This is a genomic window from Paenibacillus roseus, assembly GCF_016424485.1.
Lineage (GTDB): Bacteria > Bacillota > Bacilli > Paenibacillales > Paenibacillaceae > Paenibacillus_D > Paenibacillus_D roseus.
Genome location: NZ_JAELUP010000027.1, coordinates 51,223 through 77,502, shown reverse-complemented (window position 1 = coordinate 77,502; position 26,280 = coordinate 51,223). Strand labels below are relative to the sequence as shown.

At 50.1% G+C, this 26,280-nt stretch carries 21 protein-coding genes; 14 read left to right on the top strand and 7 right to left on the bottom strand.

What is annotated here, in order from left to right; all coding sequences use genetic code 11:
* Positions 1-156 precede the first annotated feature (156 nt).
* Positions 157-1,410, bottom strand: coding sequence for a glycosyltransferase family 2 protein (locus JFN88_RS09200; protein ID WP_199019038.1), 1,254 nt, complete (start codon positions 1,408-1,410; stop codon positions 157-159).
* 715 nt (positions 1,411-2,125) lie between these two features.
* On the opposite strand from JFN88_RS09200, the gene JFN88_RS09195 reads away from it, so the two are divergent.
* Positions 2,126-2,713 (top strand): phosphatase PAP2 family protein, encoded by a 588-nt coding sequence (locus JFN88_RS09195; protein ID WP_233167632.1) that lies wholly within the window; start codon positions 2,126-2,128, stop codon positions 2,711-2,713.
* On the opposite strand, the gene trmB is transcribed toward JFN88_RS09195, so the two are convergent.
* Positions 2,629-3,417 (bottom strand): tRNA (guanosine(46)-N7)-methyltransferase TrmB, encoded by a 789-nt coding sequence (gene trmB / locus JFN88_RS09190; RefSeq protein ID WP_199019028.1) that lies wholly within the window; start codon positions 3,415-3,417, stop codon positions 2,629-2,631. The two genes, JFN88_RS09195 and trmB, sit on opposite strands and share 85 nt — an antisense overlap.
* A gap of 383 nt (positions 3,418-3,800) precedes the next feature.
* Entirely contained in the window at positions 3,801-4,013 is a 213-nt protein-coding gene (locus JFN88_RS09185) for a hypothetical protein (RefSeq protein WP_199019027.1), read from the bottom strand.
* Positions 4,014-4,622: 609 nt separating this feature from the next.
* Between JFN88_RS09185 and mnmL the strand changes: the two genes are divergently transcribed.
* The 7 genes from mnmL (at position 4,623) to JFN88_RS09150 (ending at position 9,389) form a co-directional block, all read left to right on the top strand.
* Complete coding sequence (gene mnmL / locus JFN88_RS09180; RefSeq protein ID WP_233167630.1) at positions 4,623-5,585, top strand: tRNA modification radical SAM protein MnmL/YtqA; 963 nt, start codon at positions 4,623-4,625, stop codon at positions 5,583-5,585.
* 4 nt (positions 5,586-5,589) lie between these two features.
* Positions 5,590-6,201 (top strand): tRNA 5-(aminomethyl)-2-thiouridylate-methyltransferase MnmM, encoded by a 612-nt coding sequence (mnmM, locus tag JFN88_RS09175; RefSeq protein WP_199019026.1) that lies wholly within the window; start codon positions 5,590-5,592, stop codon positions 6,199-6,201.
* Positions 6,202-6,207: 6 nt separating this feature from the next.
* Positions 6,208-6,600: a VOC family protein gene (locus tag JFN88_RS09170; protein WP_199019025.1), complete on the top strand. Its 393-nt coding sequence runs from the start codon at positions 6,208-6,210 to the stop codon at positions 6,598-6,600.
* A gap of 79 nt (positions 6,601-6,679) precedes the next feature.
* Positions 6,680-7,651 carry a type I phosphomannose isomerase catalytic subunit gene (locus JFN88_RS09165; RefSeq protein WP_199019024.1) on the top strand — a complete coding sequence of 324 codons (972 nt, stop codon included), beginning with the start codon at positions 6,680-6,682 and terminating at the stop codon, positions 7,649-7,651.
* Between the two features lie 624 nt (positions 7,652-8,275).
* Positions 8,276-8,524 (top strand): hypothetical protein, encoded by a 249-nt coding sequence (locus JFN88_RS09160; protein WP_199019023.1) that lies wholly within the window; start codon positions 8,276-8,278, stop codon positions 8,522-8,524.
* Positions 8,525-8,746: 222 nt separating this feature from the next.
* Positions 8,747-8,989 (top strand): hypothetical protein, encoded by a 243-nt coding sequence (locus tag JFN88_RS09155; RefSeq protein WP_199019022.1) that lies wholly within the window; start codon positions 8,747-8,749, stop codon positions 8,987-8,989.
* Between the two features lies 1 nt (position 8,990).
* The gene (locus JFN88_RS09150) at positions 8,991-9,389 is read left to right on the top strand and encodes a retropepsin-like aspartic protease (RefSeq protein WP_199019020.1); all 399 of its coding nucleotides are present in this window, start codon (positions 8,991-8,993) and stop codon (positions 9,387-9,389) included.
* A 782-nt stretch (positions 9,390-10,171) separates the two neighbouring features.
* On the opposite strand, the gene JFN88_RS09145 is transcribed toward JFN88_RS09150, so the two are convergent.
* The 3 genes from JFN88_RS09145 to JFN88_RS09135 all read right to left on the bottom strand — a co-directional run bounded on the left by JFN88_RS09145 (position 10,172) and on the right by JFN88_RS09135 (position 14,048).
* Entirely contained in the window at positions 10,172-11,980 is a 1,809-nt protein-coding gene (locus JFN88_RS09145) for a B12-binding domain-containing radical SAM protein (protein WP_199019019.1), read from the bottom strand.
* 151 nt (positions 11,981-12,131) lie between these two features.
* Complete coding sequence (locus JFN88_RS09140) at positions 12,132-13,649, bottom strand: stalk domain-containing protein (RefSeq protein WP_199019017.1); 1,518 nt, start codon at positions 13,647-13,649, stop codon at positions 12,132-12,134.
* 222 nt (positions 13,650-13,871) lie between these two features.
* Positions 13,872-14,048 carry a hypothetical protein gene (locus tag JFN88_RS09135; RefSeq protein ID WP_199019015.1) on the bottom strand — a complete coding sequence of 59 codons (177 nt, stop codon included), beginning with the start codon at positions 14,046-14,048 and terminating at the stop codon, positions 13,872-13,874.
* Positions 14,049-14,411: 363 nt separating this feature from the next.
* On the opposite strand from JFN88_RS09135, the gene lplA reads away from it, so the two are divergent.
* Both lplA and map read left to right on the top strand, forming a co-directional pair.
* Positions 14,412-15,428, top strand: a complete 1,017-nt coding sequence (gene lplA / locus JFN88_RS09130) for a lipoate--protein ligase (RefSeq protein WP_199019013.1) — start codon at positions 14,412-14,414, stop codon at positions 15,426-15,428.
* 60 nt (positions 15,429-15,488) lie between these two features.
* Positions 15,489-16,238, top strand: a complete 750-nt coding sequence (gene map / locus JFN88_RS09125; RefSeq protein ID WP_199019012.1) for a type I methionyl aminopeptidase — start codon at positions 15,489-15,491, stop codon at positions 16,236-16,238.
* Positions 16,239-16,407: 169 nt separating this feature from the next.
* Here the strand turns inward: map and JFN88_RS09120 are convergent, their stop codons facing one another.
* Positions 16,408-21,672, bottom strand: coding sequence for a discoidin domain-containing protein (locus tag JFN88_RS09120; RefSeq protein ID WP_199019010.1), 5,265 nt, complete (start codon positions 21,670-21,672; stop codon positions 16,408-16,410).
* 590 nt (positions 21,673-22,262) lie between these two features.
* On the opposite strand from JFN88_RS09120, the gene JFN88_RS09115 reads away from it, so the two are divergent.
* Genes JFN88_RS09115 through JFN88_RS09100 form a run of 4 tightly spaced genes read left to right on the top strand, consistent with a single transcriptional unit; the run spans position 22,263 to position 26,279 of the window.
* Positions 22,263-23,780: a spore germination protein gene (locus JFN88_RS09115; RefSeq protein ID WP_199019009.1), complete on the top strand. Its 1,518-nt coding sequence runs from the start codon at positions 22,263-22,265 to the stop codon at positions 23,778-23,780.
* Positions 23,777-24,943, top strand: a complete 1,167-nt coding sequence (locus JFN88_RS09110) for a Ger(x)C family spore germination protein (RefSeq protein WP_199019008.1) — start codon at positions 23,777-23,779, stop codon at positions 24,941-24,943. Before JFN88_RS09115 ends, JFN88_RS09110 begins: the two co-directional genes overlap by 4 nt.
* Positions 24,940-25,167, top strand: coding sequence for a hypothetical protein (locus JFN88_RS09105; RefSeq protein ID WP_199019007.1), 228 nt, complete (start codon positions 24,940-24,942; stop codon positions 25,165-25,167). The genes JFN88_RS09110 and JFN88_RS09105 overlap by 4 nt, the downstream gene beginning before the upstream one ends.
* Positions 25,164-26,279 (top strand): GerAB/ArcD/ProY family transporter, encoded by a 1,116-nt coding sequence (locus tag JFN88_RS09100; protein WP_199019006.1) that lies wholly within the window; start codon positions 25,164-25,166, stop codon positions 26,277-26,279. Before JFN88_RS09105 ends, JFN88_RS09100 begins: the two co-directional genes overlap by 4 nt.
* The last annotated feature ends 1 nt before the right edge of the window (position 26,280 follow it).

Here is a 26,280-nt window from a genome sequence, read left to right as displayed (position 1 = left end):
CCCCTTAAAACGGGCTCGGACTGCGATGAAAGTGACATTTTCATAGACAAATTAAGGTGACATTTTCTCAGATAATTGACATTATAATTTACAACTTATATCCTGAAAAAAAAAGCGCCGTACTCTCCCGAGCACAGCGCCCTGCTCGATTCATGATTAACGGGTAAGCTCCCCCGCCTGATTGCTCTGAACTTCCTCCAGACGAATGACACGGGTATGCTCGGTATGGCTCCACTGTCTATTCCGCTGCGTGAAGAATGCATACACCGTAATGGGTAGCCACGACAGCAGGTAGACCGGGAATAAAATCAGATGGTAAAAGACTCTCTTCGGAGCCTTTTCAACCAACAGCACGACCGGGAATTGAATCACCGTATAGGCCAAATACGGAAGCATGAACCATACGGGAATGAATTCGTAGATCGATGTGAACGGTCCATCTCCAGGCGCAAGCTTTGAAAACCACATAATAGCAGTAACGATTACACCAAGAAGGAACGTATACGGATTGAACACATAGAATGCAGCATCAATTTTCGCCGCCTTGCGCTGCTTGATTCCTTGCCAGAGCAGCGGGAAGAAGTATTTGGTCGCCACGTCGAACTGACCTTGCGTCCAGCGCAGACGCTGGCGTGCAGACGCTTTGAACGTTACCGGCTTCTCATCGAATACGCGTGCTTCGTAATTAATCCTCGGGTAGATGTCCCGCATAATACAGTGAATACTGAACTCCAGATCCTCGACCAGACTTGTAGCGCCCCAGCCGATCTCCTTGAGCAGTTTCGTCTCAAAGCACATCCCTGTACCTCCAAGGAAATTGGAGAACCCTACTTTGGCCCGGGATACCTGCCACATGCGGTTGGTAAACCAGTAATTGATCCCGTTAGAAGCGCTGATCCAGGAGTCATGAGGGTTCTTCGTATCCAGATATCCCTGAATGACACGGGTGCCGTTGCACAGATCATCATTCATAAGCTGTAGAAAGTCCGTGCTTGCCAGATTATCGGCATCGAACATCACGACTGCATCGTAGCTTTTAGGAAGCTTCCAAAGCTCGCCAAGCATCCACTGAATGGCGTACCCCTTGCCGCGCTCATTCATGTTATGGCGGACATACGCATGAACCCCTTCATAGCTGCCGGCAATTTCGGCTGTCCTGTCCGTACAGTTATCACAAATTACAAATATATCGTACAAATGACGCGGATATTTCATTTTTAGCAAATTCTCAATCAAGGCTCCGACAACCTGCTCTTCATTGTGAGCGGCGATCAGGACTGCAAACGATTTTTGCGCCGGATGAGACGGCAGCGATTTCTTGCGGCGCCAGCCAAACAGCGACAGCGCCACCTGATACAGTCCGACCAGCGCTACGAACAGCTGGAGACTGATGACGACCGAATTTAACACCATATTGTGTTGCCCCCTTGCGACCCCAATTTTTAATTTTTCTTTTCTCTGTCTGTTTGTTTTCTCTTTGTTTGTTTTTGTGTTTGTTTTCTCTCTGTTTGATTTTCTCTGTGCAAGCTTTCAAAAATTTGGTGTTTCACAGCAGCCATCCTGATTTTGATGGTTTTCCGTCGTTTTGTCAAAACGGGAAATCAAGTCAAAAGCTGGCTCATACGGTGGAAAGTGCGCATATTGAAAAACAAAACGCGTTCTCCGGCTCATTTTGCACTGCTTAGTTCTTATTTTCATCCAATTGCGTGCTTTTTAATTCCTTTGTCCTTGGTTTATATGCGGATATGGCAGAAATTCACAAAATTCGAGCCAAATCACCTGCCCTCCGCTTGATTCCAATAACCCGGATGTCCCATTTGCTCTCTCCTGCACTTCAATAGACGGATTTCAAAGCAGAAAGGTTTCGAGCAGAGCAGACTTCTAATATTACACTGTTTAACCTTTTGCCACCAAAACTAAACACCTTGGGCCAATGGTCCTTGGCGAGCAGAAAGTGAATTGCAACGGAACTTCAGCATACGACAAGGTTTCCCATTGAGCAAAAGTGGCATGCTGCGCCGAGTATGGTATGATAGAAAGCACGTAAGCGGCAGGTTTACGTATGAGAAAAAATTAATGTACACTAATAGAACGAAAACAATTCGAAGTTATACTGGAGGTGACTATGAGCAATAGAAAAGGAGTGTCCATCATGGAAAAACTGCGCAATTGGTTTCATACAGGAGAACACCGAATGCTGCTATGGGCAAATCGGAGACCTTTGAATCCCCGTGTCTCTGTATGGTTGGGACGATGGTTAGGCAGCATCACCCATATGGGTGGAGCCACCTTTACTCTCTTCACTGCCCTTAGCCTCGGTCTGATGGGCACCTATCCATGGAATATAGCGGGATGGCAAAGCCTGGCAGCGGTTGCGATCAGCCATATTCCGGTCTTCATCGCCAAGCGTAAATTCAAGAGACTGCGGCCTTATCAGGCGCTTCAGAATGTAAACACAGGAAAGAGGACGCTGATTGACCCGTCCTTCCCTTCGGGACATACAACCGCCATCTTCGCCTGGATGCTTCCGCTAATGTTTGCGGAGACCGCCCTGATGATTTTGCTGCTGCCTGTCGCCATTATTCTATTGATATCTGTGGCATGGTCAAGAATGTATCTGGGACTTCATTATCCTTCGGATGTTGTCGCCGGCGCCGTAATCGGTTCATTAACCGCCTCGCTCGTATCTTCGCTGTCCTGGTGGTCTGCCTGATCGGCTGCAGCCAGTTGCTCGCGAAACCGGGTGAGCGCCTGCTCGCCTATTACGGCCTCCAGTCTGTATATCGGTTGCCCCCGGCCTATAAATTTGCTTTCGTATTCCGTCAACACGAGGTCATCGCGAAGGCTGTCTCGGTGAAGATCGAGCGAAATATTCCGCAACTGCAAGCCAACCTCGGTAAAGCTGTTTAAGGAAAACTCGAACAATGTAGTCGAATCTGTCTTGAAATGAATTTCTCCCTGCCCGTTAAGCAGTTCGACGTACTTCGCCAGAAAGCGGGGATGCGTCAGTCTGCGGCGGGCATGTTTGCTTTTCGGCCAAGGATCGCTGAAATTCAAATAAATGCGCTCGATTTCTCCCGGTTCGAACATCGTTTCAATAAATTCAATGTTTGCACGAAGCAGCGCCAGGTTGGGCGGACTTGCCTCTCCTTTTTCGTGCCATACATTGCGCCCCTTCTCACTTGCACGACGAATCAGTTCATCATACATATCCACGCCAATAAAGTTAATCTCGGGGTTGCGTCCGCTCTGCTGGCTGATGAATTGGCCCTTGCCCATTCCAAGCTCGATATAGATCGGACGATCGTTGCCGAAAAACTCTCTCCAGCGTCCCTTATAAGCCTGAGCATCAAGCACAACTAGCTCCGGCTGCGCCTCCAAACTTTCCAGTATTCCTTTTCTGCCTCTCAAACGCATATGCTTATCCTCCATCTGGTTTCCAAAATCCATTCATTCCGAAGCGGGCCTTCCCGCTGTGCCGCGTCGACTGTTCTTCACCGTCAGCTGCCGATTGTCCGTCAAAGCACAGCAGTATCAAAATAGCGAAGCCCGGTGTACAACTATGCCTATTTTGCCGAACTATCGACAGAAAGTAAAGCACAAGTGCCTCCGAAAATGTGAAATTTATAAGAGCTTGTATTAAGTATAAGCAGCTATGTTGTCCCTTGATTGGCAAAACTCCATTTTCGTAAAGTATAGAAGTCATTAGTAAAGGGAGGTTTATAATAAAAAACGGCAGCCCGCTCGCTGCGCGGACTGCCTGATTCGCTGCTATATATGGTTCTTCAAGCGGATTCAACTTAAATCAACAGCTTGTAATCAATCAAATCCTTGTCGGAAGAGCTATCAATATCGAAAGTTTCATTGAGCGCATCATTCAACTTTTTGCGGGCTTCGATCTCCAGCTTGTGATTGCCGTGAAAACGAATTCCTGAAAGCGCCATCAATTCCTTGACTGTCAATTGAACCGTAACCTTCTCTTCGCCCTGGGGAATTTTAATCGTTGTACTCATTTCTCATCACCTCGTAATTTTTTATAACAGTATTTCCAAAAAGACATGCTGCTATGACGAGTGGCAAGAATCAGATATATGCATTAGAAACATTGATTTTTCTTGTTTTTAATATAACACACCATGTAAGGTATTGCAAGCCTAAATCTCAGAATTCCCTTTATTTTTTTCCAGCTATTAAAGATAAATTCAGAAACAACATCAATTCAGAAGTACCTTTCACACGGAGAGTCTGCCTGACCTCCATTCATTCAACTTGATACCAGACAGTCGTCTGAAACTCATTGGCTTAAATAGTCTGTTTCATGTACAATAAGGAGTTGAAAGCTATTGAACGGCTAAGCCCCATCAGGTCCAACTGCCGGCAAGACGACTACCGTCTGCTGCGGTTGTAATAAGTTGAACGAAAGAACGGAAGCAGGTAGCCGGAGTGTGAACAGATTCTGGAGCAGCGAAGCGCTAGCCTTTGTTCCCGGATTCCCCCTATTTCTACCTTTCATTCAAGTAATTAGGGAACAACCGCGATCGGAAGAACCTTTCACATGCAGGCCTTGCCTGACTTTCTTTCGTTCAACTTATATCGTATCCAATCAAAGGAGTCTCTCCCCCATGCCTAGCATAACGCAGCCGCTCATCCCCTCCCCGCTTCTGTGGGGCGAGAAACGGTTTCATACATGGAATTACGAAATGCGCGAACAGTTCGGCAGCAAGGTGTTCAAGGTTATGCTTGATGCGGGTTTTACATGCCCGAACCGCGACGGCTCCATCGCCAAGGGCGGCTGCACGTTTTGCAGCGCCCGGGGTTCAGGGGATTTCGCAGGAAGCCGCCGTGATGATCTGGTCACCCAGTTTAACAAAATAAAAAATATCCAGCACCAGAAATGGCCGTCTGCCAGCTATATCGGCTATTTCCAGGCCTATACGAATACGTATGCTCCTGTCGCAGAATTAAGAGAATACTACGAGGTTATTTTGCAGCAGCCAGGCGTCGTCGGACTGTCGATTGCGACCAGACCCGACTGTCTGCCCGATGATGTCCTGGACTATTTGGCTGAGCTTAATGAGCGTACTTATCTGTGGGTAGAAATGGGACTTCAGACGATTCATGAGTCAACGTCCAATCTGATCAACCGGGCTCACGATACCCAGTGCTATCTCGATGCGGTCGCCAAACTGCGCGCCCGCGGCATCCGCGTATGCACCCATATCATTTATGGACTGCCGCAGGAGACGCATGAGATGATGATGGAGACGGGACGAGCCGTTGCCGCCATGGATGTCCAAGGTATCAAGATCCATCTGCTGCATCTGATGCGCAAGACGCCGATGGTCAAGCAATATGAGGCCGGACTGCTGCAGTTCCTTGAGCAGGACGAATACATGAAGCTGATTGTCGATACGCTTGAGATTCTGCCTTCGGATATGATCGTACACCGCTTGACCGGGGACGCCCCCCGAGAACTGCTGATCGGGCCGATGTGGAGCCTCAGGAAATGGGAAGTTCTCAACGCAATCGACTTCGAGCTGCGCCGCCGCGACACGTGGCAGGGCAAGCTGTGGAAGCAGGTGTAGGGAGATGGGGCTGCTTTCTGTACTGAGCCTTGCTCACAAATGGACCTCCGAGCGCGTACAGACCGGAGATACTGTCATCGACGCAACGGCAGGCAACGGTGTCGATACACTCTTCCTGTGCGAATTGGCCGGGCCAAAAGGACAGGTCTACGCTTTTGATATCCAGGAGCGGGCGCTGCACAATACCCGAATGAGGCTGGAGCGCGCGCAGCAGGAGGGCAAGCGGCTGGCTCCGGTGGAGCTTCTGCTGCAAAGTCATGACCAGATGGCGCAGGCTGTGCCCGAGCAGCAGCATGGACGGGTTGCCGCGGTACTGTTCAATCTCGGCTACCTGCCCGATCCTAACGCTGATCCTTCTCTCATCACCAGACCGCAGACGACGATTGCAGCGCTGGAGAGCGCTCTGGCGCTGCTGCGCCCGGGCGGCCTTCTGTCCATCGTGCTTTATCCCGGTCATGACGGAGGGGAAGAGGAAGCGGCAAGCGTCGACAACTGGGCGCGGCTGCTCGATCCGCAGGCGGCTCAGGTCGCCGAGTATCGGATGCTGCAAAAGCCTCACGCCCCCTATTTGATCGCGATTGAGAAGCGCAAGACCAACCAAACAAAGGAGGAATGATGTAAAATGACAATCAAGAAGATAGAGCACATTGGCATCATGGTAAAGGACATTGAAGCCTCGATTAAGTTCTACAATGAGGTAATCGGCATGGAGCATCTGAATACAATTCTCCATGCAAACGGTGTAATCAAATTGGCCTTTCTGGCTTTTTCCGGCTCGCCCGATGCGCAAATTGAACTGATCGAGGGCTATAACGCCGAACTGCCGGCTGAAGGCAAAACCCATCATATCGCCTTTACCGTCGAAGATCTGGACGCTGAAGTAGAACGTCTGAAATCGCTGAATGTTAAGGCGCGTGATGCTCAAATTACAACATTGCCTAATGGCAGCCGCTATTTCTTCTTCTATGGCCCGGACGGTGAGCTATTCGAGCTGTTCGAGCCAGGGCAAGCCTGATAGTCTGGCAGTAGCAACCAACAACAGACAGAACGAGTCTGCAATTGAACTGCATATACAACACGGAGGAGAGAAATCAATGACTGTAGCACCTTACCCACTGCAATTCAAACCCGAAATGAAAGAACGTGTCTGGGGAGGACGGGCGCTGGAGCAATTCGGCCTGGAGCTGCCTGAAGGGGCGATTGGCGAAGGCTGGATGATCGGCGATCATCCGAACGGCACAACGAAGGTTATCAACGGAGCGTTGTCCGGCAAAGGACTCGATGAAATTCGGGAAGCCTACGGCAAAGAATGGTTCGGAAGCCGCGGCTTCTCCGAGAAAAACGGCCGTTTCCCGTTGCTGATCAAGCTGCTGGACTGCAACGACGATCTGTCCGTTCAAGTTCATCCGACTGACAGCTATGAGGGCTTGCCGGCTGGCGAACTGGGCAAGACGGAAATGTGGTACATACTCGATGCCAAGCCGGACGCCAAAATCATTTACGGACTTAAATCCGGTATCGACCGCGCCGCGCTGGAAGCGGCTATTGCCGAAGGCCGCATTATGGATACATTGCAGGAAGTGTCTGTCAAAGCGGGCGATGCCTTCTATATCCCGGCTGGAACCGTCCATGCGCTGTGCGCGGGCGTTGTTGTAGCAGAAATTCAGCAAAACTCCGACACCACTTACCGCTTGTACGATTACAACCGCCCAGGTCTCGACGGACAGCTTCGCGAGCTGCACATTGAAGACTCGCTGAATGTCATTGCCTACGAAGGCGCAGGCGCTACCCGAATGGAGACAGGCGGCATCGCAGCTGGCGAATGGCTGGAAATTGCCCGCTCCCCTTACTTTGTCGTGGAGAAGGGAATTGTCGACGGACCATGGTCGCTCTCGACTTCGCCGGAGAGCTTCGTCATTCTGGTCATTGCAGAAGGACAGGGCACATTGAAATGGGCAGACGGCTCTCAAGCAGTCAAAGCTGGAGAATGCTTCCTCGTTCCGGCACAGCTTGGGCACTATGAACTGGACGGCAAGCTGACTGTCCTGCGCAGCCAACTGCCTTAATCAAGAGAGCCAAGGCGCTGCCGCATCCATGTAAAGGCTGTGAGCAGGCCATCATGCTATAACGATACAACTAATGGGACTATTTAATTGAGTCTCTAAAATAAAAAGTTGGCGGAAACGTAATGGGGTCTGTAAAATCTTTTCGTATTTATGAGGTTAACCGGTATAAGCTGGTTAACCTCATTTTGCTTTTTCTCCAAATTCCTCAACACTCTTGACATTAGCTGGCTAGCCTTACAATACGAAAATTATTGACAGGCTCAAATGTTACGAATGAGTATCAACTTCTGACCCCTAAGACTTCCAAGTCGATTAGAACAATAGAACTTGATCCTTTATGTATTCGGAGTGTTCGAAGTGTTAGCGCAGCACAAGCTCGATCAGGATGAAATTAAAAAACTGAATAAGACACTTACTATGACCATTATTTTGTATTTGCGAAGCCGGAACATAATAAGGGCTATCCTGAACTCATCAAAACGATCCACACCGGATGAGACGGCTTCTACGGCTCTCTGGACTTAATGAAAAGCTACCCGCATTCGCATCTGGATGCGACTGTAAAATTAGTAATTGTGAGTTAATTCTGAATCAACTATACTTAAACTAAGGAAGATGATTAAAATGAATTTCGTCAGAAAAATAACTAACAGCGATGCACTAAAGCATATCGTCGATCTCCCTGAAGACCTCCGGAATCGGGATGTTGAATTAATTATATTACCTATCGGAGAACCATTTCCATTAAAACAGGCAATCCCCCCTTCTCCTACCGTTAGAGGCGCACTGAAACAATACGCCAACTTGGATTTAATCCAATACGAACAAGACGCTTGGAAAAAGGGTGTGCAAGAAAAACATGAACATCGTTGACGCTAATTTAATACTGCGTTATCTGCTTCAAGATGTGGTCCAGTTCATTGAACAAGCCCATGGAAGCCTATTTTCTAGATCCGCTGATAAGGCTGCTGCTGACAAATTCGAACCCATCCTGATAAGTAAACAGAGACGTGAGTAACACACACTCACTCAACTTTTTACTCGAAAAATTATGATATAATGAAATTATCAAATACCATTAGCGGGGTGTTTACCATGCAATGGCAAGAAGTTCGAAGCATTTACCCTGATCAATATGTCCTGCTCGAAATTTTGGACTCTCATACAGAAGACAGTGTTCAATATGTTGACGAAGTTGCCCTAATTAAAGCAATCCAAAATCCTGACGAAGCAACCAAGGAACTACTTAAGTGCAGAAACAACAATATCGTCTATCATACAGGTCAGGAAAAAATAGCAATTGAACTGAGAAAAAATCCTTTCTACAGGAGCCGGTAGGATGCAGATTCAATTCACCGACGGTTTGCTGCAAGCTTCCATGACAATCTGCTATAAAGGACACTCATTAACAATTGACAAGCTCATTATTGATACCGGCGCGGCGCATTCCCTTCTATCCTCCGATACTGTCTCAGAGATCGGCATTAAATTCGAAAACGGAGATAAGCTTGTAAGAAGCTTCGGGATTGGCGGAGATGAGTATTCGTTCCGAAAACAGGTAGATCAAATCCAGTTTGGCGATCTGGTTATGACAGACATCCCTATTGATTTCGGTATCTTCCATGACGATATTAATTACATTAATGGCCTAATAGGTCTGGATATTTTAAAAAACGGCAACATGATCGTTGACCTGCATCGAATGGAAATTTATCCGGCTCAGCCTAAAAACGATTAAAATGGGGACGCGAATCGCTCGCGTCCCCATTTCATCCCCAAATCCCCTCTCCTCTGTACTCACTCAAAACCCTTATATACCAAGGAACAAATGCTCTCCACATGCCCCGTATACGGAAACATAGGCTAGTTGACTCCTATCCGCCTCGGCGTGCTAGATTACTCAGTCGATGACATTTTAAGTGTGGCTGGAATTCTGAAGGCCGGGGAAGCGCAAGAATTATTTGACCACATTCGGGAGTCACGGAGGGTTGGGGAAAGTGACCCACAACCACTTCAGGATATTTATTCGATTCGAACATCGTCCTCGCCATTCTGGACAACGATCATGCCGCTGTTAACTTAGTACGACAAGCCCAAGAAGAACAACGGCGGATATTCTTTTAACGATTACGGAATGTGAAGTACTGAGTGGCGTCAAACACAATCAGTTCTTAATCGCAGAAAGGTTATTCTCCCCTAGGCATATAATACATGTCGACTCCGCTGTCGCAGGAAAAGCAGCTTCCATGCAAAGCGAGCAACGAAGCAAGGGACGGAAACTAAAAACTCCTGATGCGCTCTATTATTGCAACTGCTTTCGTTACCGCCAGGATGCACAAACGCACTCAAAGACCTCTTTGCGGAGACGATCCAAGAGAGGCTTGAGGGCGAGCTGGAGACGAGACGTTTTATGTGCATTTCTCTCATCAAGCGTAAACAGCTTTGCCGTCCTTTAACGGACAAAAATTTCGTTTCATGGTGAAATATAAGCTCATTTACAAAGGAAACTTTATAAATCCGCTACACCGTCACCTTTTTCCCCGTACTCAGCATAAACGCCTGATTCGCCGGGCCAGCCGCTTTCAAATCCGAGCGATACACCATAATGAGCAGCGTTTCCTTGCCCTTGTCCAGCTTCCCTTCCAGCAAATAGCTGCTCAGGTCAAATGCCAGCTTCTCCAGCACCGTATGCTTGTGAAGCTCCTTCTCGGACAAGCCCAGCGCGGCAAATGTTCCGGGAACCTGGTGCGGATCGCGATGCAGCGACTTCATCCAGCCTCCCCATTCTTCCTTGCTGAGCGCAAACTCCCACCAGATCTTGCGTGGCTTGTAATTGTGATTCAGGAAGTAATCGTACTTCATCAACCCAACCGCCACATCAAGGTCAAGACGTTCCCGGATGGATTCATCATGGGCAGCCAGATGGTTGAGGAACGCAGCCAGCCGGGTGAACAGATCCTCCAGTTGGTGACCGATCTTCTGCCAGCCCCGATCCTCCCAATAGTCCCCGAACCGCTGGAAGAAGTCAAACGGCGAGTCAAATACCCGCTCAATCAAATAAAGCAAGGTATGATCCATCCGGTGAGCATTCCAGTATTTCTCCAGCACATCCTCCACACGCTTGATTCGGACAATGTCGGAGAAAGGCATCAAGTCATTGCCCAAAATCTCATAAGGAGCACGATCCATATAGACATAACCGTACTTCTCGGCCTGAATCCGCAGTCCGGTGCCCCGAAGCATCTTCAAAAATCCGAGCTGCAGTTCCTCGGGACGAAGGGCGAACACATCGTTGAAGGTTTTGCTGAACGTTGCATAATCCTCATGCGGCAGTCCAGCGATGAGATCAAGGTGCTGGTCAATTTTCCCGCTCTCCTTCACCTTGGTCACGGTCCGCGTCAGCTTGGTAAAATTTTGTCTGCGCTTAACCGCTTCATTCGTGATATCATTCGTGGACTGCACGCCAATCTCGAATCGGAAGATATCGGGCGGCGCATGTTCAGCCAGATAGTCCAGCACCTCGGGCCGCATAATATCGGCTGTGATCTCGAACTGGAACACACAGCCGTTGTGATTCTCAATAAGGAATTTGAACATTTCCAGCGCATAATCACGCTTGATATTAAAAGTCCGATCGACAAACTTGATCAGCTTCGCGCCCGATTCAATCAGATAGAGAATATCGGATTTCGTTCGCTCAATATCAAAATATCGGACGCCGACCTCGATGCTGGAAAGACAGAATTGGCAACTGAACGGACAACCCCGGCTCGTCTCGAAATAAACGACACGATTGGCCAGATGTGGCACATCTTCGGCAAATCGGTGCGGGGAAGGCGCCTCCGCCAGATTAAGCTTGGGCCGCGGCGGATTGACGACCAATTCCTGTACGCCGTCCTTCTCCTTGCGGTACGCCAGACCGAACACCAGATGAAACTTCCCATCATCTCTCAGCTCGGTCAGAAAGTGATGGAAAGTCTCCTCCCCTTCTCCGACAACGATGAAATCGACTTCAGGAACCCGCTGCAGCCAATGCGTCACATCATAGCTGACTTCCGGGCCTCCCAGTACAATATGCAGCTTGGGCATAATTTTGCGGAGCATATTAATGACGGTAATCGTCTCTTCAATATTCCAGATATAACAGGAGAAGCCGACAACATCCGGATTTTTCGCATACAAATCCGACACGATATTCATCGCAGGATCTTTAATCGTGTATTCGGCAATTTCCATATCGAATTCATGACCGCTATACGCCTTCAAGCAGCGCAAGGCCAGCGAGGTATGAATATACTTGGCATTCAACGTTGATAGTACGACTTTCATAAGTCAGCTCCTTCATTTTGTAAGCTGTCGACTCCTTGTATCATTGTACCTAATTGAGTCTCTATCGTAAACGCAGCTATAGGTTTACAAAAAAACAGACAGCCGGGGAGACTGTCTGCCAATATGTTAAAAATTAGACATGGTCGCTGCCTTACGTTCTGATATCCACGTGAGCTCTTTCCTTGACCTGGGCATGAATAATCGGATAACGAACTTTCCATTTGCCGTCGCCCAGCGCTGTTACCTCTCCCGGGTTGAGACCACGCGGCTCATAGTTGAAGGTCTGCTCATAATATACGATCAGTTCAATTGTATCATCCGGGAGCATCTGCTTCAGATCGCCGAGTGTTCTAAGGGCCCATAACCGATTGTACGGGGCAATGGATTCTGCATAAATCATATAAAAAGCCGGTTCCATATTGGCCGTAATGACGAGCCAGCCTTGCGAGTCGCGGCTGACCTTCCAATTCTGAAGGGTAGTCGTGCCATTCTCAGTCTGAATGCCGCCAAATTCCTTCTCCATCAGCTTGGCAATTTCTTCATTGGAGGCGCCTTTGAGCGTATCTGGAAGCGTGGACGGCAGGAACGCCGGATTTTTGCTGCCAGACTGTTCATAGTCATCCAGCAATTTATAGATACTGTAGACCGACACCGCAAAGTTCAAATCCGCGCTGCTTCCTTCTACCTTTGAGGTCGTCAGACCGATCAGATTGCCAAATTCATCAAACAAGCCGCCGCCTGAGCTGCCATGATCAATCGGCGCATTGATTTGGAAATGCTGAACACCGTTTTCAAAGTAAATATTGCTGATCAGGCCTTGGGATACCGTATTTCGCACACCCCTAGGACTGCCGATGGCAATAATTTTATCTCCTTTGCGAATTTCCTTATCGTCGCCGAGGGTGACCGAAGAAATGCCAATGTCAGTCGATGTTTGGATAAGCGCCAAGTCTGCATCCTTGTTATAGGCGACGAGACCTTCCACCTTGAACTCTTTTCCATTCAGCGTTGTGGCCTTGGCGCTCTTGGTGCTTGTCATGACGTGGTAGTTGGTCAGAATGAGACGCTTGCCGACAACGACTCCGCTTCCTTGCGAACGGTCCGTCTCGATCATGACAACCTTGTTGTCATTTAAAGCGACATTTTGCGCGACGGTCAGCTTGGATTCCTCTATTTTCTTCCAATTATCCTCGTTTCGCTGCTCTGCAGATGTGATATGAATGCTTCGGCTGGATGCCTCCCATTTGATGCTAGCATCCAAGGATTCTCCTACAAAACGAAGCGGTACGAGCGTAGCGCCGTTTACGACCTTCGCAGGAACGTCCAGCACTAAACTCTTATTATTCACCGCCGCCCGTGTGGAACCAATTTTCAAGGAAATGACGGTATTGTCTTTTTTCGCAATAACAGTCTGCGTCTGCTCGTTCCAGGAAATATTGGCCCCAAGCGCTTCAAACAGCGGACGCATCGGTACGAGCGTCGTTCCTTTCTCCTGTATCGGGTCAGGCTGGAATGCGATTTTTTTGCCATCCAAATAGACCTGAATTTTCGATTGTACGGCAGTTGAAGCTGCCGACGCAGTCTGTACAGCCTGCAAACCGGACAATGGGGCTGCTGCCAAGCCAACGGCGAACAGCGACAGCACCAGCTTTTGAACCATTTTTTTCATCGTATGCGCTTCCTCCAATTTTCTCCCAATCTCCCATAGGTTATTCTAGCAATTGTCTGTTTATAGGGAAAATATTCTGTCTATGTCATATAAATATATAAACAAAGATATTTAATTTTAACATAGGCTGATAGAGTATGCCAGAGAACAGCCTGTCTAGTTATCCTATAATGGGCTGCGAATTGAAGGCAAGCGTTGAAATCCGCCTTTTATGTCGATCTATCAGTTCCAGGCACTAGGCTGGACACGACTCTTTTTTCTTCTGCGAAGCAGCTTTTTCAATCCCGTCTCTTCCTTCTTCTCATCCAGAATACGCTTGACACCACGAATCAGCAGCTTGGCCCTTAATTCATCTTCGCGCCCCAACTTGTGCAGTTCATGAAAAAAACCCTCATTCATTTGTACCATCTCCATAGGTATAAAGTTCTATATAGATTATATAGTTTAATTTTAAATCAGAAGACTAATAATTGTTTCATTTTAGCGAAAAAAATCGAATTTTCACTACTAAAAACTCCTTTCTCCCTACTTTACAGTAAAGCACTGAACAAATTCTTTACAAAACAACAAAAAAGTGATGATATCGAAAAAGAATCGCCCCGAATTTAATGAGACTATAGTTTTAGGTTAAATGAACTATAATAATAGTATACACTCTGGAGCTGCTCGGACGAAGTGAACCTCTCGGCCAGTGACTGGTAGAAACGGTACCGGACAGTTACAATGCTATTAAAGGCTGTAATTGGAATGGAGGATATGCGAATGTTGTTTATCGACAACTGTGGGATAACCGATCCTGCGCTGAATTTGGCTATTGAGGAGTATGCATTGCGACGCTTGCCCATGACAGACAGCTATTTGCTGTTTTATATTAATGAGCCTTCCATTATTATTGGAAAGAATCAGAACACCATCGAAGAAATCAATGCCGACTATGTAAAGGAAAAGCAGTTGCATGTCGTACGCCGGCTTTCTGGAGGCGGGGCGGTCTATCATGATCTTGGCAATCTGAACTTCAGCTTTATTACTGCTGATGACGGAGCGTCTTTTCACAACTTCCGCAAATTCACCGAACCAGTGATCGAGACGCTTCACCGGCTTGGCATCGATGCGGAACTGACCGGACGCAATGATATTCAAGTCGGGGAGCGCAAAATATCCGGCAACGCCCAGTTCGCCGCCAAGGGGCGGATGTTCAGTCATGGTACGCTGCTGTTCAACTCCGAGATGGAACATGTCGCCTCCGCTCTGAAGGTCAAGGCCATGAAAGTCGAATCGAAAAGTACAAAGTCCGTTCGCTCCCGCGTGGCCAATATTAGCGAGTTCTTACAAGAACCGTTGACCATTGAGCAATTCCGCTCCCGTATTCTGCAGCATATTTTCGGTTCAGCCGAGGACGCGGGCATCTCTCGCTATCAGCTCACCGAAGAGGACTGGGCGGAGATTCGCAAGCTTGCTGACGAGCGCTACCGCAATTGGGATTGGAACTATGGCCGTTCTCCAAGGTTTAATTTGCGCAGCGCCTATAAGTTCCCAGTGGGCATCATCGAGACGCTGCTGGATATTAAGGAAGGCAGAATTGCCGGAATCAAGATTTACGGAGATTTCTTTGGTGTCAAGGATGTGGCCGAACTGGAACAGATGCTGTCCGGCATTCGATATGATGAGGAAGCTGTCGCAGCCGCGCTGGAAGAAGTTGATCTGACGGGCTATTTCGGCAAGCTGGAGAAAAACGAATTTATCCGGCTGCTGTTCTCTGGTGAAGAATCCCAAGGCTGACTTTGCCGTTCCAGGGCTACTATACCAGCCAAGACTGTAGGAAATAAAGGAGATAACGAAATGATTATACTGAAATCCCCGCGTGAAATTGAGAACATGAAACGAGCCAACAAGATGGTTGCCGACTGTCACAAGGAAATCGCCACCATGATCCGTCCCGGAGTTACAACGCTCGAAATCAACGACTACGTGGAGCGCAGGCTGACCGAAATGGGCGGCGCCCAATTTACGAAAGGCTACAATGGTTATGAATATGCGACCTGCGCTTCTGTAAACGACGTCATTGCACACGGCATCCCGGGTAAAAAACCGCTGCGCAGCGGCGATATTGTGAAAATCGATATTGTCGCCATCGCTGACGGCTGGATTGGTGATTCCTGCTGGTGTTACGCTGTAGGCGATATTTCTCCGGAAGCACAGCGTCTGATGCGGATCACCAAAGAAAGTATGGATTTGGGCATTCGTCAGGCTGTTGTCGGCAACCGGCTCGGCGACGTCCTGCATGCCATCCAGCAGCATGCGGAAGCGCACGGCTATTCGGTTGTTCGCGATCTGCTCGGGCACGGCGTAGGCCGGGAGCTTCATGAGGAACCAAACTTCTCCCATGTCGGTGTGCCAGGCAAGGGCGTGCGCCTGAAGGAAGGCATGGTATTCACGCTTGAGCCGATGATTAACGAAGGTACTTACGAAATGACGATAGATGCCGACGGCTGGACAGCCAGGACGGCCGATGGCAAGCTGTCCGCCCAATATGAACATACGATTGCCATTACGAAGGACGGTCCGCTGGTTCTGACCAGCCAGGATTAGAGATTTTTATGATCCTGTCTTTCCGATTTTTCGGAACCTGCCAGGAGTGCAGAATTCTTTTCATAAAAAAGTCACGCCCCGAGCATAAGAAAGCTCGGGGCGTGACTGCAACTTCCGACCCGATCCGTCGCATGAGCGAAACGGATCGGGTATCGTTCGTTAAAAAGGTTTACCGTTGGTTGTACAAGCGGTAGATCAGCACAGCAGCTTCCGCTCTGGTCGCGCTTGCGAGCGGACTTAACTGCTGGCCGTCTCCTTGCACGATGCCGCTCTTGACGAGCGCTGCCACGCTCGACCGAGCGTAGGATGACAGGCTCTTCTCATCCGCGAAACCGGCCAGATCGGCCTCCCCGCCTGCGTCCAGCGTCTTCTTCGCTGCCGTCAGCGCGCGGTACATCATCGTCATCATCTCCTGACGGGTGACCGGTTGCTCTGGTAGGAAGTTTCCTTGGCCCGTCCCGGAGACGATGCCCAGTTTGCGGGCTACAGCCACCGCTTCAGCATAATAAGCATCCCCGTTGACATCGGAGAAGCCACTGTCCCCTTCGGTTTTGGCGCTCAGTCCCAGCGCACGCGTCAGCAACAGCAGGAAATCAGCTCGCTTGACCGACTCCGCAGGCGCATAGCTGCCCTCTGCCTTGCCGATGACGACGCCCTTGGCCGCCATTACCTCTACTGCATGTCTGGCCCAGTCGTACTTCTCCAGGTCGTTAAAAGTCGTATGGATATGAACGACCGCGTAGGTACCCAGTTGTGCCGTCTGCCAGGAGACCGTTCCGGTAGCCGTATCGTAACTGCCTGTCGGTACAGGCGTCATCTTGCCTGCCCCGCCAAGCTTCCGTACAGCCAACTGCTCCAAAGTGGCAAGCTCGTCGGCCGCCGGTTTGTACGGTACGGACAACGTAACAGGGAAGTCCGGATTGCTCCATTCAACGGCCTTGCCATCGATCTGAGCCGTCAGCTCCAGGACTGGCCGTCCTCCTGCAGCCTTCCGGGCATCCGCCTCCAGACGCTCCGCGCTCAGGCTGCGCAGCGACAGCGCGATTTCCCGCTTGCCGTTTACTTCCGCCTTGCTCCACATCTTGGAGCTAACGCGGATGGTCCCGATTCCCGTAACCAGCTCAATGTCTTGAGCAGGCTCACCGGAAGCCAGTGCGTCTGCCGGCAGAATAACCGTGTACCCGGTTGCTTCCTGCTGCACAGGCACTTCGATCTTGATATGCTTGGATGCCTTAGCCGCTTGCTTCCATGCGTCATCTCCGATTGTAACTGTTGCGAGTCCCGTATCCTTGTCAAACTTCGGCTTGTCGGCAACAATCGTGCCGTCAGGACGAACCTCGCCCGAATCAGGGTTCTCCGGCGTTGCAGGCGCAGAAGGATTGCTTCCGCCGCTGTAGGATGAAGAAGTCGTCACCTTCACCGATGGACCGTCAACACTCCACTTGCCAGCCCCATTGCCAGCTTCAATCTTGAAGGTATACTTTGTGCCGGACGACAATCCGGTCACCTCGTAGCGCTTCACATCCGCAGGCACCGTAGCGAGCAAATTGTCGCCCCGGTACACTCGGTATTCCGTTACCGCGTGAGCATCCTGCGCATCCGTCCAACTCAAGGTCAGGCTGTTTCTTCCGACCTGCGAGGCTGTCAGCGCGCTGTCAGCCGGCCAAGAAGGCGCTACCGGCAGGAGATGGTACGTCATGCCGGCCACCGTGTTGAACGTGTAGACGACTTCCGTCTCGTGATTAGGCGCCGTTCCCTTGATAGTCGGAACAACATTGCCGTCTGCATCAACTACATGCAGCCCTTCCGCCCACGGGGAAGCGATGGAAGCTGTTTTGCCCGCTTCGCTGACAATCTCGACATGCTGCACTTGCCGCTGCGCCCCGCTATACGCCGCGCTGACGACGAACGCCCCTTTCTCTCTCAATCGGGCAAAGGACGCATCCTTGTCTGCCAGCCAATTCGGGAATACTTTCATGATTCCCTGATCGCTCAGCAGCATCATGTTGTTGATCGCCTCGGTCGCCCCGCTTTTCTCCACACCGTGGGCGTCGTCGTTATCCATGATCGTCAAGTTTTTCTGAATCTGCTCTTCGATCGTCTTCGCAAAGTTCTTGACGATAGTTTCGATCGGGAACCGGACATTGACTGCATTAGCGAAAATTTTCGGGAAATTGTTCGATTGGCTCCATACTCCGTTTCTGCCGCCGCTGACGCCTTCCTCAATGAATACGTCGATCGTATCCTTCGCTATTTGCAAGTCCTCGGCGGAGGAGTAGTAACCGAGCTGCTCGCCGGGAATGACGTTTTCCAACGGCAGGATGTTGCCATCCCAAGGGATCGGATTAGACAGATTTTCCCACTGGTTATTGTTCCAATGCTTCTCCGCCAGCGAGTAGATTTTTTTACCCTTGTATTGGGCGGTCGGCTGCGGCGCGAGATGCTCCAGGATATTTTTCCATTGCTCCCGCTTGACCGGATCTTCATCCAACTTTTCACTGGCCTGAATGGCGTAGATCAGAGCGTTTTTGAGCATGGCCAATTCAACGGCCGAGTTTTTACCCCAGGAGCCCTCATTATAGGCGCTGTAGAGTACGTACTCGTCGCCCTCCTTCTCTAGCCAAGCCTCGTACAGGGCGATGCTCTGCTTCAAGAAAGTGTACATGGTCGGCAGGAACGTCTCATCCTGCGTGTAGTTGTAGTATTCGATAAACGGGTAAGTGCTGAAGATCGCATCCAGCAATTGACCATAGTAGCCATATTCGCCCGCCAGACCCATGCCCCAAGGGCCGATGCTGACCGGGTAAAGCAGCGCGTCCGAAATACCATTCACCGGATCGATGACGCCCTTGCTGATCTTCATCTGTACGAATTCGCGTGACTTTGCCCCATGGTCGCCATGGCCGATATTCATGAGATGATCGGTGGAAGCTGCGTTCTTCAAGCCGTTGGGCACGTAATCCAGAATCGCGTCGATGGCTGGCTTGCCCATCCATGTGCGGTTGCTGGAATTTACGCCGTAGAACGGCGCGATAAAGTTATAGTTCATGTGGTAATCCGAGTTCCATTGAGAGGAATCTGTCGTATGCCACTGTCCGTACAGACCCGGGGCAACCTTGCCCTCGCGAATGCTCGCACCGAGATAATACTGTCCCGAATAGTAAAACTTCATCAGCGAATCCAGCTCCGGATCACTCGTATCCATCAGTACATAGGAATCCAGCCAGAACTGCTTCCACCAGTCCAGATGCTCGCCGTGCAAGGCTTGAACGTCATTCAGCGTGTTCACGCTGTTCAGCAAGCGCAAAGCCTGAACCTGAGGCTCCGCATCTTGAAGCAGCGCGCCCTGGTAATTGTATGTGCGTCCGCCTCCCCCAACGGCCGTGACCACATAGACCGTCTGGTTAGGTGCGAGCGTGAAGTTCAGATTGCCAGTCCCCTTCTCTGCATCAGTGGCGAGCTCCACACCATTGACACCGATGATCTTGGAAGCCAGAGCCGCCTTGGAGATATGCGCGTTCACATCATTCCTGTCCTGACTCTCGATCGTCGTCTGGCGAGTCACCACGGCACTGTTCGCCTCTTGGGTTGCCGTTACCGGAAGCTTCGCGTTGCCCGCTTTGGCCCATACCTGAGCCTGCAGTTCCACTGCCTCATTACTGCGTGAGGTCAGCTCGGTGACGATCACATTGTTCACCGCCGAGGCCCAGGTGCGCATCTCAAGCGGCAGCTCGCCCAGTTCTGTCTCGGTGCGAATTTCCGCATTCAGGATATCCTGGATCTCATGCAGTTTTCCTTCCGGCTTCTGCTTGACCAGACCGGGTACAGTGAGCAGCGAAGCACTTATAATAACTGGCTCGTCGGCCTTCACTCGCACGTACCGCGCCGTAAAGGGATCGGTCGTCACATCCACCACTACGGTGCTTGAATTACCTGTAGTCTGGCCGACGGTATGCCACGTGGAACTGTCTTCGCTAGCCTCCACCGTCACATCCTTCGCGCGGGATAAGCGGACGACATAACGGGAAATTTCCGAGCTTTGTCCGAGATCGTACATCTTGACCGCCTCGCCGGTCGTACCGCTGCCGTTGTCTACTGTCTCGTTGAACAGCTCGAACTGCCCGATGCGCGCCCTTGGATTCTCCTGGGAATCCTGCGTATTGCCCTGCGTGCCCTTCGTGATGAACAGCCGCACGTAGCGCGCCTCCGTTGTCGAATCAAGCTTGATGTCTGTCGTCGCGGCGCTGTTGTTCTCCACCGTGTAGACATTTTCCCAGTCTGAATCTGTCGTATTTCTCGCTTGCAACTGGAATTCCTTCGTATTGTTTTCCGCCTCCCATGGGCGGGCTGCGCCATCATGACGCACAACAAAGCGGTTGAAAGGCTTTTTCTCGCCCAGATCGACCTCTAGCCACCAAGGTCCGGGCTGGCCGTCCCCACGATAGCCGCTCGTCCAGCCTTCGTAGCCGGAATTGGCGCTCCAGGAGCCATTGACAGCCCGATCCGGCGTCAACGAGTAGTGAGACCCGCTCGCAGTGGCCGGCTGACCCAGCGTCAGCGACACTTGCGGCCATTCAGGAGACTGCGGCGTTTGCGGAGTCAGATCGGGGTTCATGTACAGTTCGAACTGGCCGATGCGCGCCCGCGGATATTGCCTGGAATCGTCAGTCGTCTCCTGGGTTCCCTTTATAATGTATAGGCGTACGTAGCGGGCCGTGATCGGCGCCGGCAGGATAATGTCCGTAATCGCGTCCTGGTTGCCCGTGACCATGTAGGCATCTCTCCAAACATTACCGTCCGTGCTTGTCTGTAACTTGAAGCTTTGCGTTATGTTGACGGTCTCATTCGGTCGGGCCGCAGCGTCATGGCGCACCACAAAACGGTTGAAGGTTTGGGCCTCACCCAAATCCACAGCCAGCCATTGGCCATTGCCAACCGGAGATACCCAGCCCTCGTAGTCGGCTGCCCATTCGCCGTTTACGGCGCGGGAGGCCGAGGAACCATAATGATCAGCGCTTGAGGTTGCCTGCTTCCGGTAAGCGAGCGAGGTCTTTTGCGGGTCCTGGTCCTGAGACGCTGTTGATTTTTTCTGAATCGTCAGCCCTCCGATCGGCATCGGAGAACCGTGGTATGCCCAAAAGTCACCCTTGGAGATGTAGAAGGATTTGGAGACTTCGTCCCCGCCTGAGGTCACGCCGATATCGCCGTTGCCCAGCAGTGCGGTCTTGGGTATCGTGGTGACAAAAAGCCCTTTATAGGACGTATCGTTCCATTCGCCATAATACTTCGAAATGACGCTTTGAAGTTTGGTCCACTCGCTATCTGACCTGACAGGGGCGGGTGACGCAGGAGTCGCCTGAATGCTTCCCCCTCCGGCCAAAGTGAGGGCAAGCGCCAAGGCCGACACGCGTTTGATGCCTTTAAAAATTTCCATTCTGTCGCCTTCCTTCTCTAAATATTTGACATATTAGTTCTGAATCCGCTTCCAAACATACGTTAATAAAGGACCTCCGGTCACATAAGTTGTCAGCCGGAATTACATGCATATCCACGCTTTCTTGCAACCTCGACCGGACTGGTTGGAGCATGAAGCGGCATCGATCGTCCGTCTCCAGCTTCCTTGCAACTAAACCTCCAGCGTTCTCCTTATCCTGCCTTGTTTCCCCCTGTTCGTTAATAGTCGGACATTTCCGTTCATCCCCAGCTAAACCGGAATAAAGGTAACGCTTACATTAAAATACAGATACATCTGGCATGTCCGGGGTTTATAGACCCCAAACACCAATTCTGCATCAAAAAAAATGATACAAATATTGGTTTTATGTATCACTTTCGTGTCATAATCATAATCTAAAACATTTTCTGTGTCAATGAAATTCATATAGCTTTACATAAAATAATACAGTTGATCAAATGTGGAGCAACCCAATCAACAGGAGCCAACGTTCATGGCATGAAAGTAAGGATGTGGTTATTTTCCAAACCTCCAGGCAATAATAAAGAAAATTTCCAAGGGAGATTGCCATGAAGCAGATGAACAACGAGCAGCTTGATTTGCAACAAAGGAACCCTTTTTCCACCTGTCTGGCAACCAATCTGGTTGAAATGCGCCGAATGTTTGACAATTGCGACGATATTATCATCCTGGAAATTCCCCAGAAGGAATCACCTCGCTTTGCAGTTATTTTCGCCAGTGGCCTGATTAACACAAGTGAATTGGATAGACTTGTCATCAACAAACTGAATCGCATGTCGCTGCCCGTGTTACCAGATCAGCTCCGCAGCCGCCTCGCTGTATCTTCTACTCACTATGAGACGGATTATGAAACGGCGGTCGTATCGATTACTTCCGGCAATTCCCTCATTTTGATAGATGGTTGCGATCAGGCGCTCGCCGTCTCTCTGGTCAGCCTGGAAACACGGGGCATTGAGGAACCTGCGGCGGAAACCGTCGTACGCGGACCACGGGAAGGATTCGTCGAGCAATTGACGACCAACTGCTCACTGCTGCGCCGTCGGCTCAAGTCGCCAGCCATGAAAATCGAGCTGATGCAGTTCGGTCGCCACACTCATACCTCAGTAGCACTGGTGCACATGCAGGGCATCGCTGACGAAAGCGTGCTTGCCGAAGTGCGTGAGCGGCTTGATCACATTGATATTGACGGCGTATTGGACAGCATGATTATTGAAGAAATGATTGAGGATCAGCCCTTCTCTCCTTTTCCCCAGCTTTTAGCTACCGAAAGACCCGATGTCGTCTGTTCCTGCTTGCTGGAAGGGAGAATAGCAGTCCTTGTTGACGGTTCCCCGTTCGCGCTGATCGGGCCGATTACGCTTTTCAGTCTGTTGCAATCGCCGGAGGATTATTATCAACGGACGACAATCTCCTCGGCCATCCGCTGGCTGCGCTATTTGTATTTTGGAATTGCCCTGACTGTTCCGTCGCTCTATGTCGCCGTACTGTCTTACCATCAAGAAATGATTCCGGCCATACTGCTCTTCACCATTGCTGAGTCACGCGAGCATATTCCGTTCCCCGCTCTGATTGAAGCGTTGCTGATGGAGATTACTTTCGAAGGGCTGCGCGAAGCCGGCATCCGTTTGCCAAAGCAGGTCGGTTCGGCGGTCAGCATCGTCGGAGCGCTCGTCATCGGACAGGCGGCTATCGCTGCGGGCATCGTCTCGTCACCGATGGTCATGGTTGTCGCCATCACGGGTATTGCCTCGTTCATGATCCCGAACTTTGCGCTTGGCGGCGCCATTCGCCTGCTTCGTTTCCCGGTTATGATTTGCTCCGGTATTCTGGGATTGTACGGTCTGATGGTGGGCATCATTCTCATCCTGACCCATTTGCTTACGCTCCGCTCGCTTGGCGTGCCTTATCTGTCCCCTTTCATCGCAAAGATCAATGAGGAGTGGAAGGATACGCTTGTGCGCGCGCCGAAATGGCAGTTGGTCTTCCGTCCGAGATTGGCACTCAGCAGCAACAGGCGGCGCATCGCTGGACAAACGAATAGCAAGCCCAAGAAGAGGATGCAATGATGCGAAAGCTTATGATTGCTTTGCTGATGGTGGCTTGCTTGCTGACCGGCTGCTGGGACCGCAAGGAAATCAATGACCTGGCGATTATAACGGGCGCAGCTGTCTCTTTGGGGAAACAACCGAATGAGCTCGAGCTGACTTTGCAGTTCTATTCTCCGATCAGAACCGGGGGGAGCGGTCGAAGCTCAGGCGGAGCCTCATCCATTACAAGAGCAAAGCTGGGCCGTAATATGTCCGAAGCCGCTTCTCGTCTGCAAGATATAAGCCCCCGCCAGTTGTTCTGGGGCCACGGGCAGGTCTTTCTGATCAGCGAGCAGCTTGCACAACAAGGTATCGAAGAGCCGCTTGATTTCATGATCCGTTTTAACGAACCGCCGGAACGGATAAACGTCCTTATATGCCGCGGAGAAGCCAGCAAGGTGTTGAAATGGAAACCGAAGATTGAACGCGATAGCTCTGTATTGCTTAATGAAATTGGCAACCTTGATAATAGTTTGCAGATTACGCTGCTCGATTTGTACAAGATGTCCGTTAATACCGCAGGCGCGATTATTCTGCCCTTGGTTGAAATGGAAAAATTAAGCGATGGCGAGGAAGTCCCTGCTGTCAATTACACGGCCATATTGAAGAACCGCAAGCTGATTGCTGTCGTCAACAAAAAACAGACGCGCGACATCCGCTGGATCACGAACCATTCGAAGACAGCAAGCGTGCTCCTGGTGCCGGATGAGAGCAGGCCGAAACATACAGTTTCCGTATATTTTCAACACATCCGAACGACTCTGAAACCGGTGATTAGAGGAAATAAATGGGAGGTTAGCATTGAGACGCAGGCGGATGGCAGTGTGCTGGAGAACAACTCTGACTTTGATCTGTCGAAGCCGGAGAAGATGAAGGAGTTGCAGGAAGTCGCCGCCAAAGCTGTAACAGAACGTCTGAGGTCAGTCATCACATCCGCCCAGCAACAGTGGAATGCCGATATTTTTGATTTCTCCGGCACTTTCCATCGTAAATATCCCGGTATCTGGAATAAAAACAAGGCGAACTGGGATCAGCTGTTTCCAAAGGTACGCGTCACATTCGATGTCGATTTCAATATTAGCCATACAGGATTAATCAACAAAAACATCATGACGAATTTAAAGGAGGAAGCCTCACAATGAAAAGTCAGGACTATATTTTATGGACGCTGATTGTTATTGTTTTTTCCATGCTGCATATCCATGCCTTGCGACGTTCGACTGGAAAAACGAAGGGTGTCTTCTGGTTATTGGCAGGCGCAGCATGGCTGCTCGGCTTGCTTCTCTTTCACAACCCCGAGCTGCCCGGACCTAACGATTTGACCAAAAAGCTGTTTCATCCGCTAGGCAGGTGGTTACTTTCATGAAAAACCAATCGGCGTCTACTCGTCTGGATAAAGGAAAACTTTCTTCGACCCAACTGGGCTTGATATTTCTTATCAGTATTATGACAACCGGAATTATGGCCGCCCCTTCTCCTGTATACGCCATAGCCGGTCGGGATTTCTGGTTGGCGCTTCTACTTGGGTCCTTGCCTGCATACGGGATGATTTTTGTTGTGCACAGGCTTCATCGCCAGTATCCCAACATGACCTTCATCGAATATGTGACACAAGTTTACGGCAAGGTAATCGGTAAAATTATCGGAGTGCTTTTCCTGCTGTATATTCTACACATGACAGGCATTGCCGTGCGCCAATTCTGCGAATTTATGACTGTCGGTTTTTTTACGCGCACTCCGCTTACTGTAATCGCAGGTGTCATTATTTTCACAAGTTCGTGGGCTGTACGCGGTGGAGTGGAAACCATCGGAAGATTCGCCCAGATATTCGCTCCTGCTATTCTTATTTTAATGCTGCTCGTTATTGTACCACTCACTCCCGATTTCAATTTGAAAGAGCTTTTTCCCGTCATGGAGCATGGACTGCTCCCGCCGATCAAGGGATCGATTCTGTTACAACAGTGGTTTTTGATTTATTCGCTGACCTCATTCTTCTTACCTTATGTCAGCGATAGCAACAAATCCCAGCGAGCCAGCATGCTTTCTCTGACATTCCTCGTCTTCGTGATGATTATCGGGCATATGTCAACTGTCCTGCTGCTCGGAGAAGTAACCGGACTTAGCAACTTTTCCTTTACAAATCTAAGTCGGTACATTAAAGTGACCAGCTTCTTCGAGCATCTGCAATCACTCGTGATGACGATCTGGGTCATCAGCCTGTTCATCCGGCTGAACACAACCTATTACATAGTAGCGATCGGCACCGCACAGTTGCTGGCTCTGTCTGACTACCGCCTGCTCGTCATGCCCATCGGACTACTAATTCTTATTTTCACCTTTTGGTCGATACCTTCCATTACCGACTATATTTCCGCTCTGCCATTCAACACGTTCTATTTTATGACCGTACTTGGCATGCTGCCGCTGCTTACCTGGTTCGTGTCATGCTTGCGTTTGTCGATCAAAAAGATCATATAGT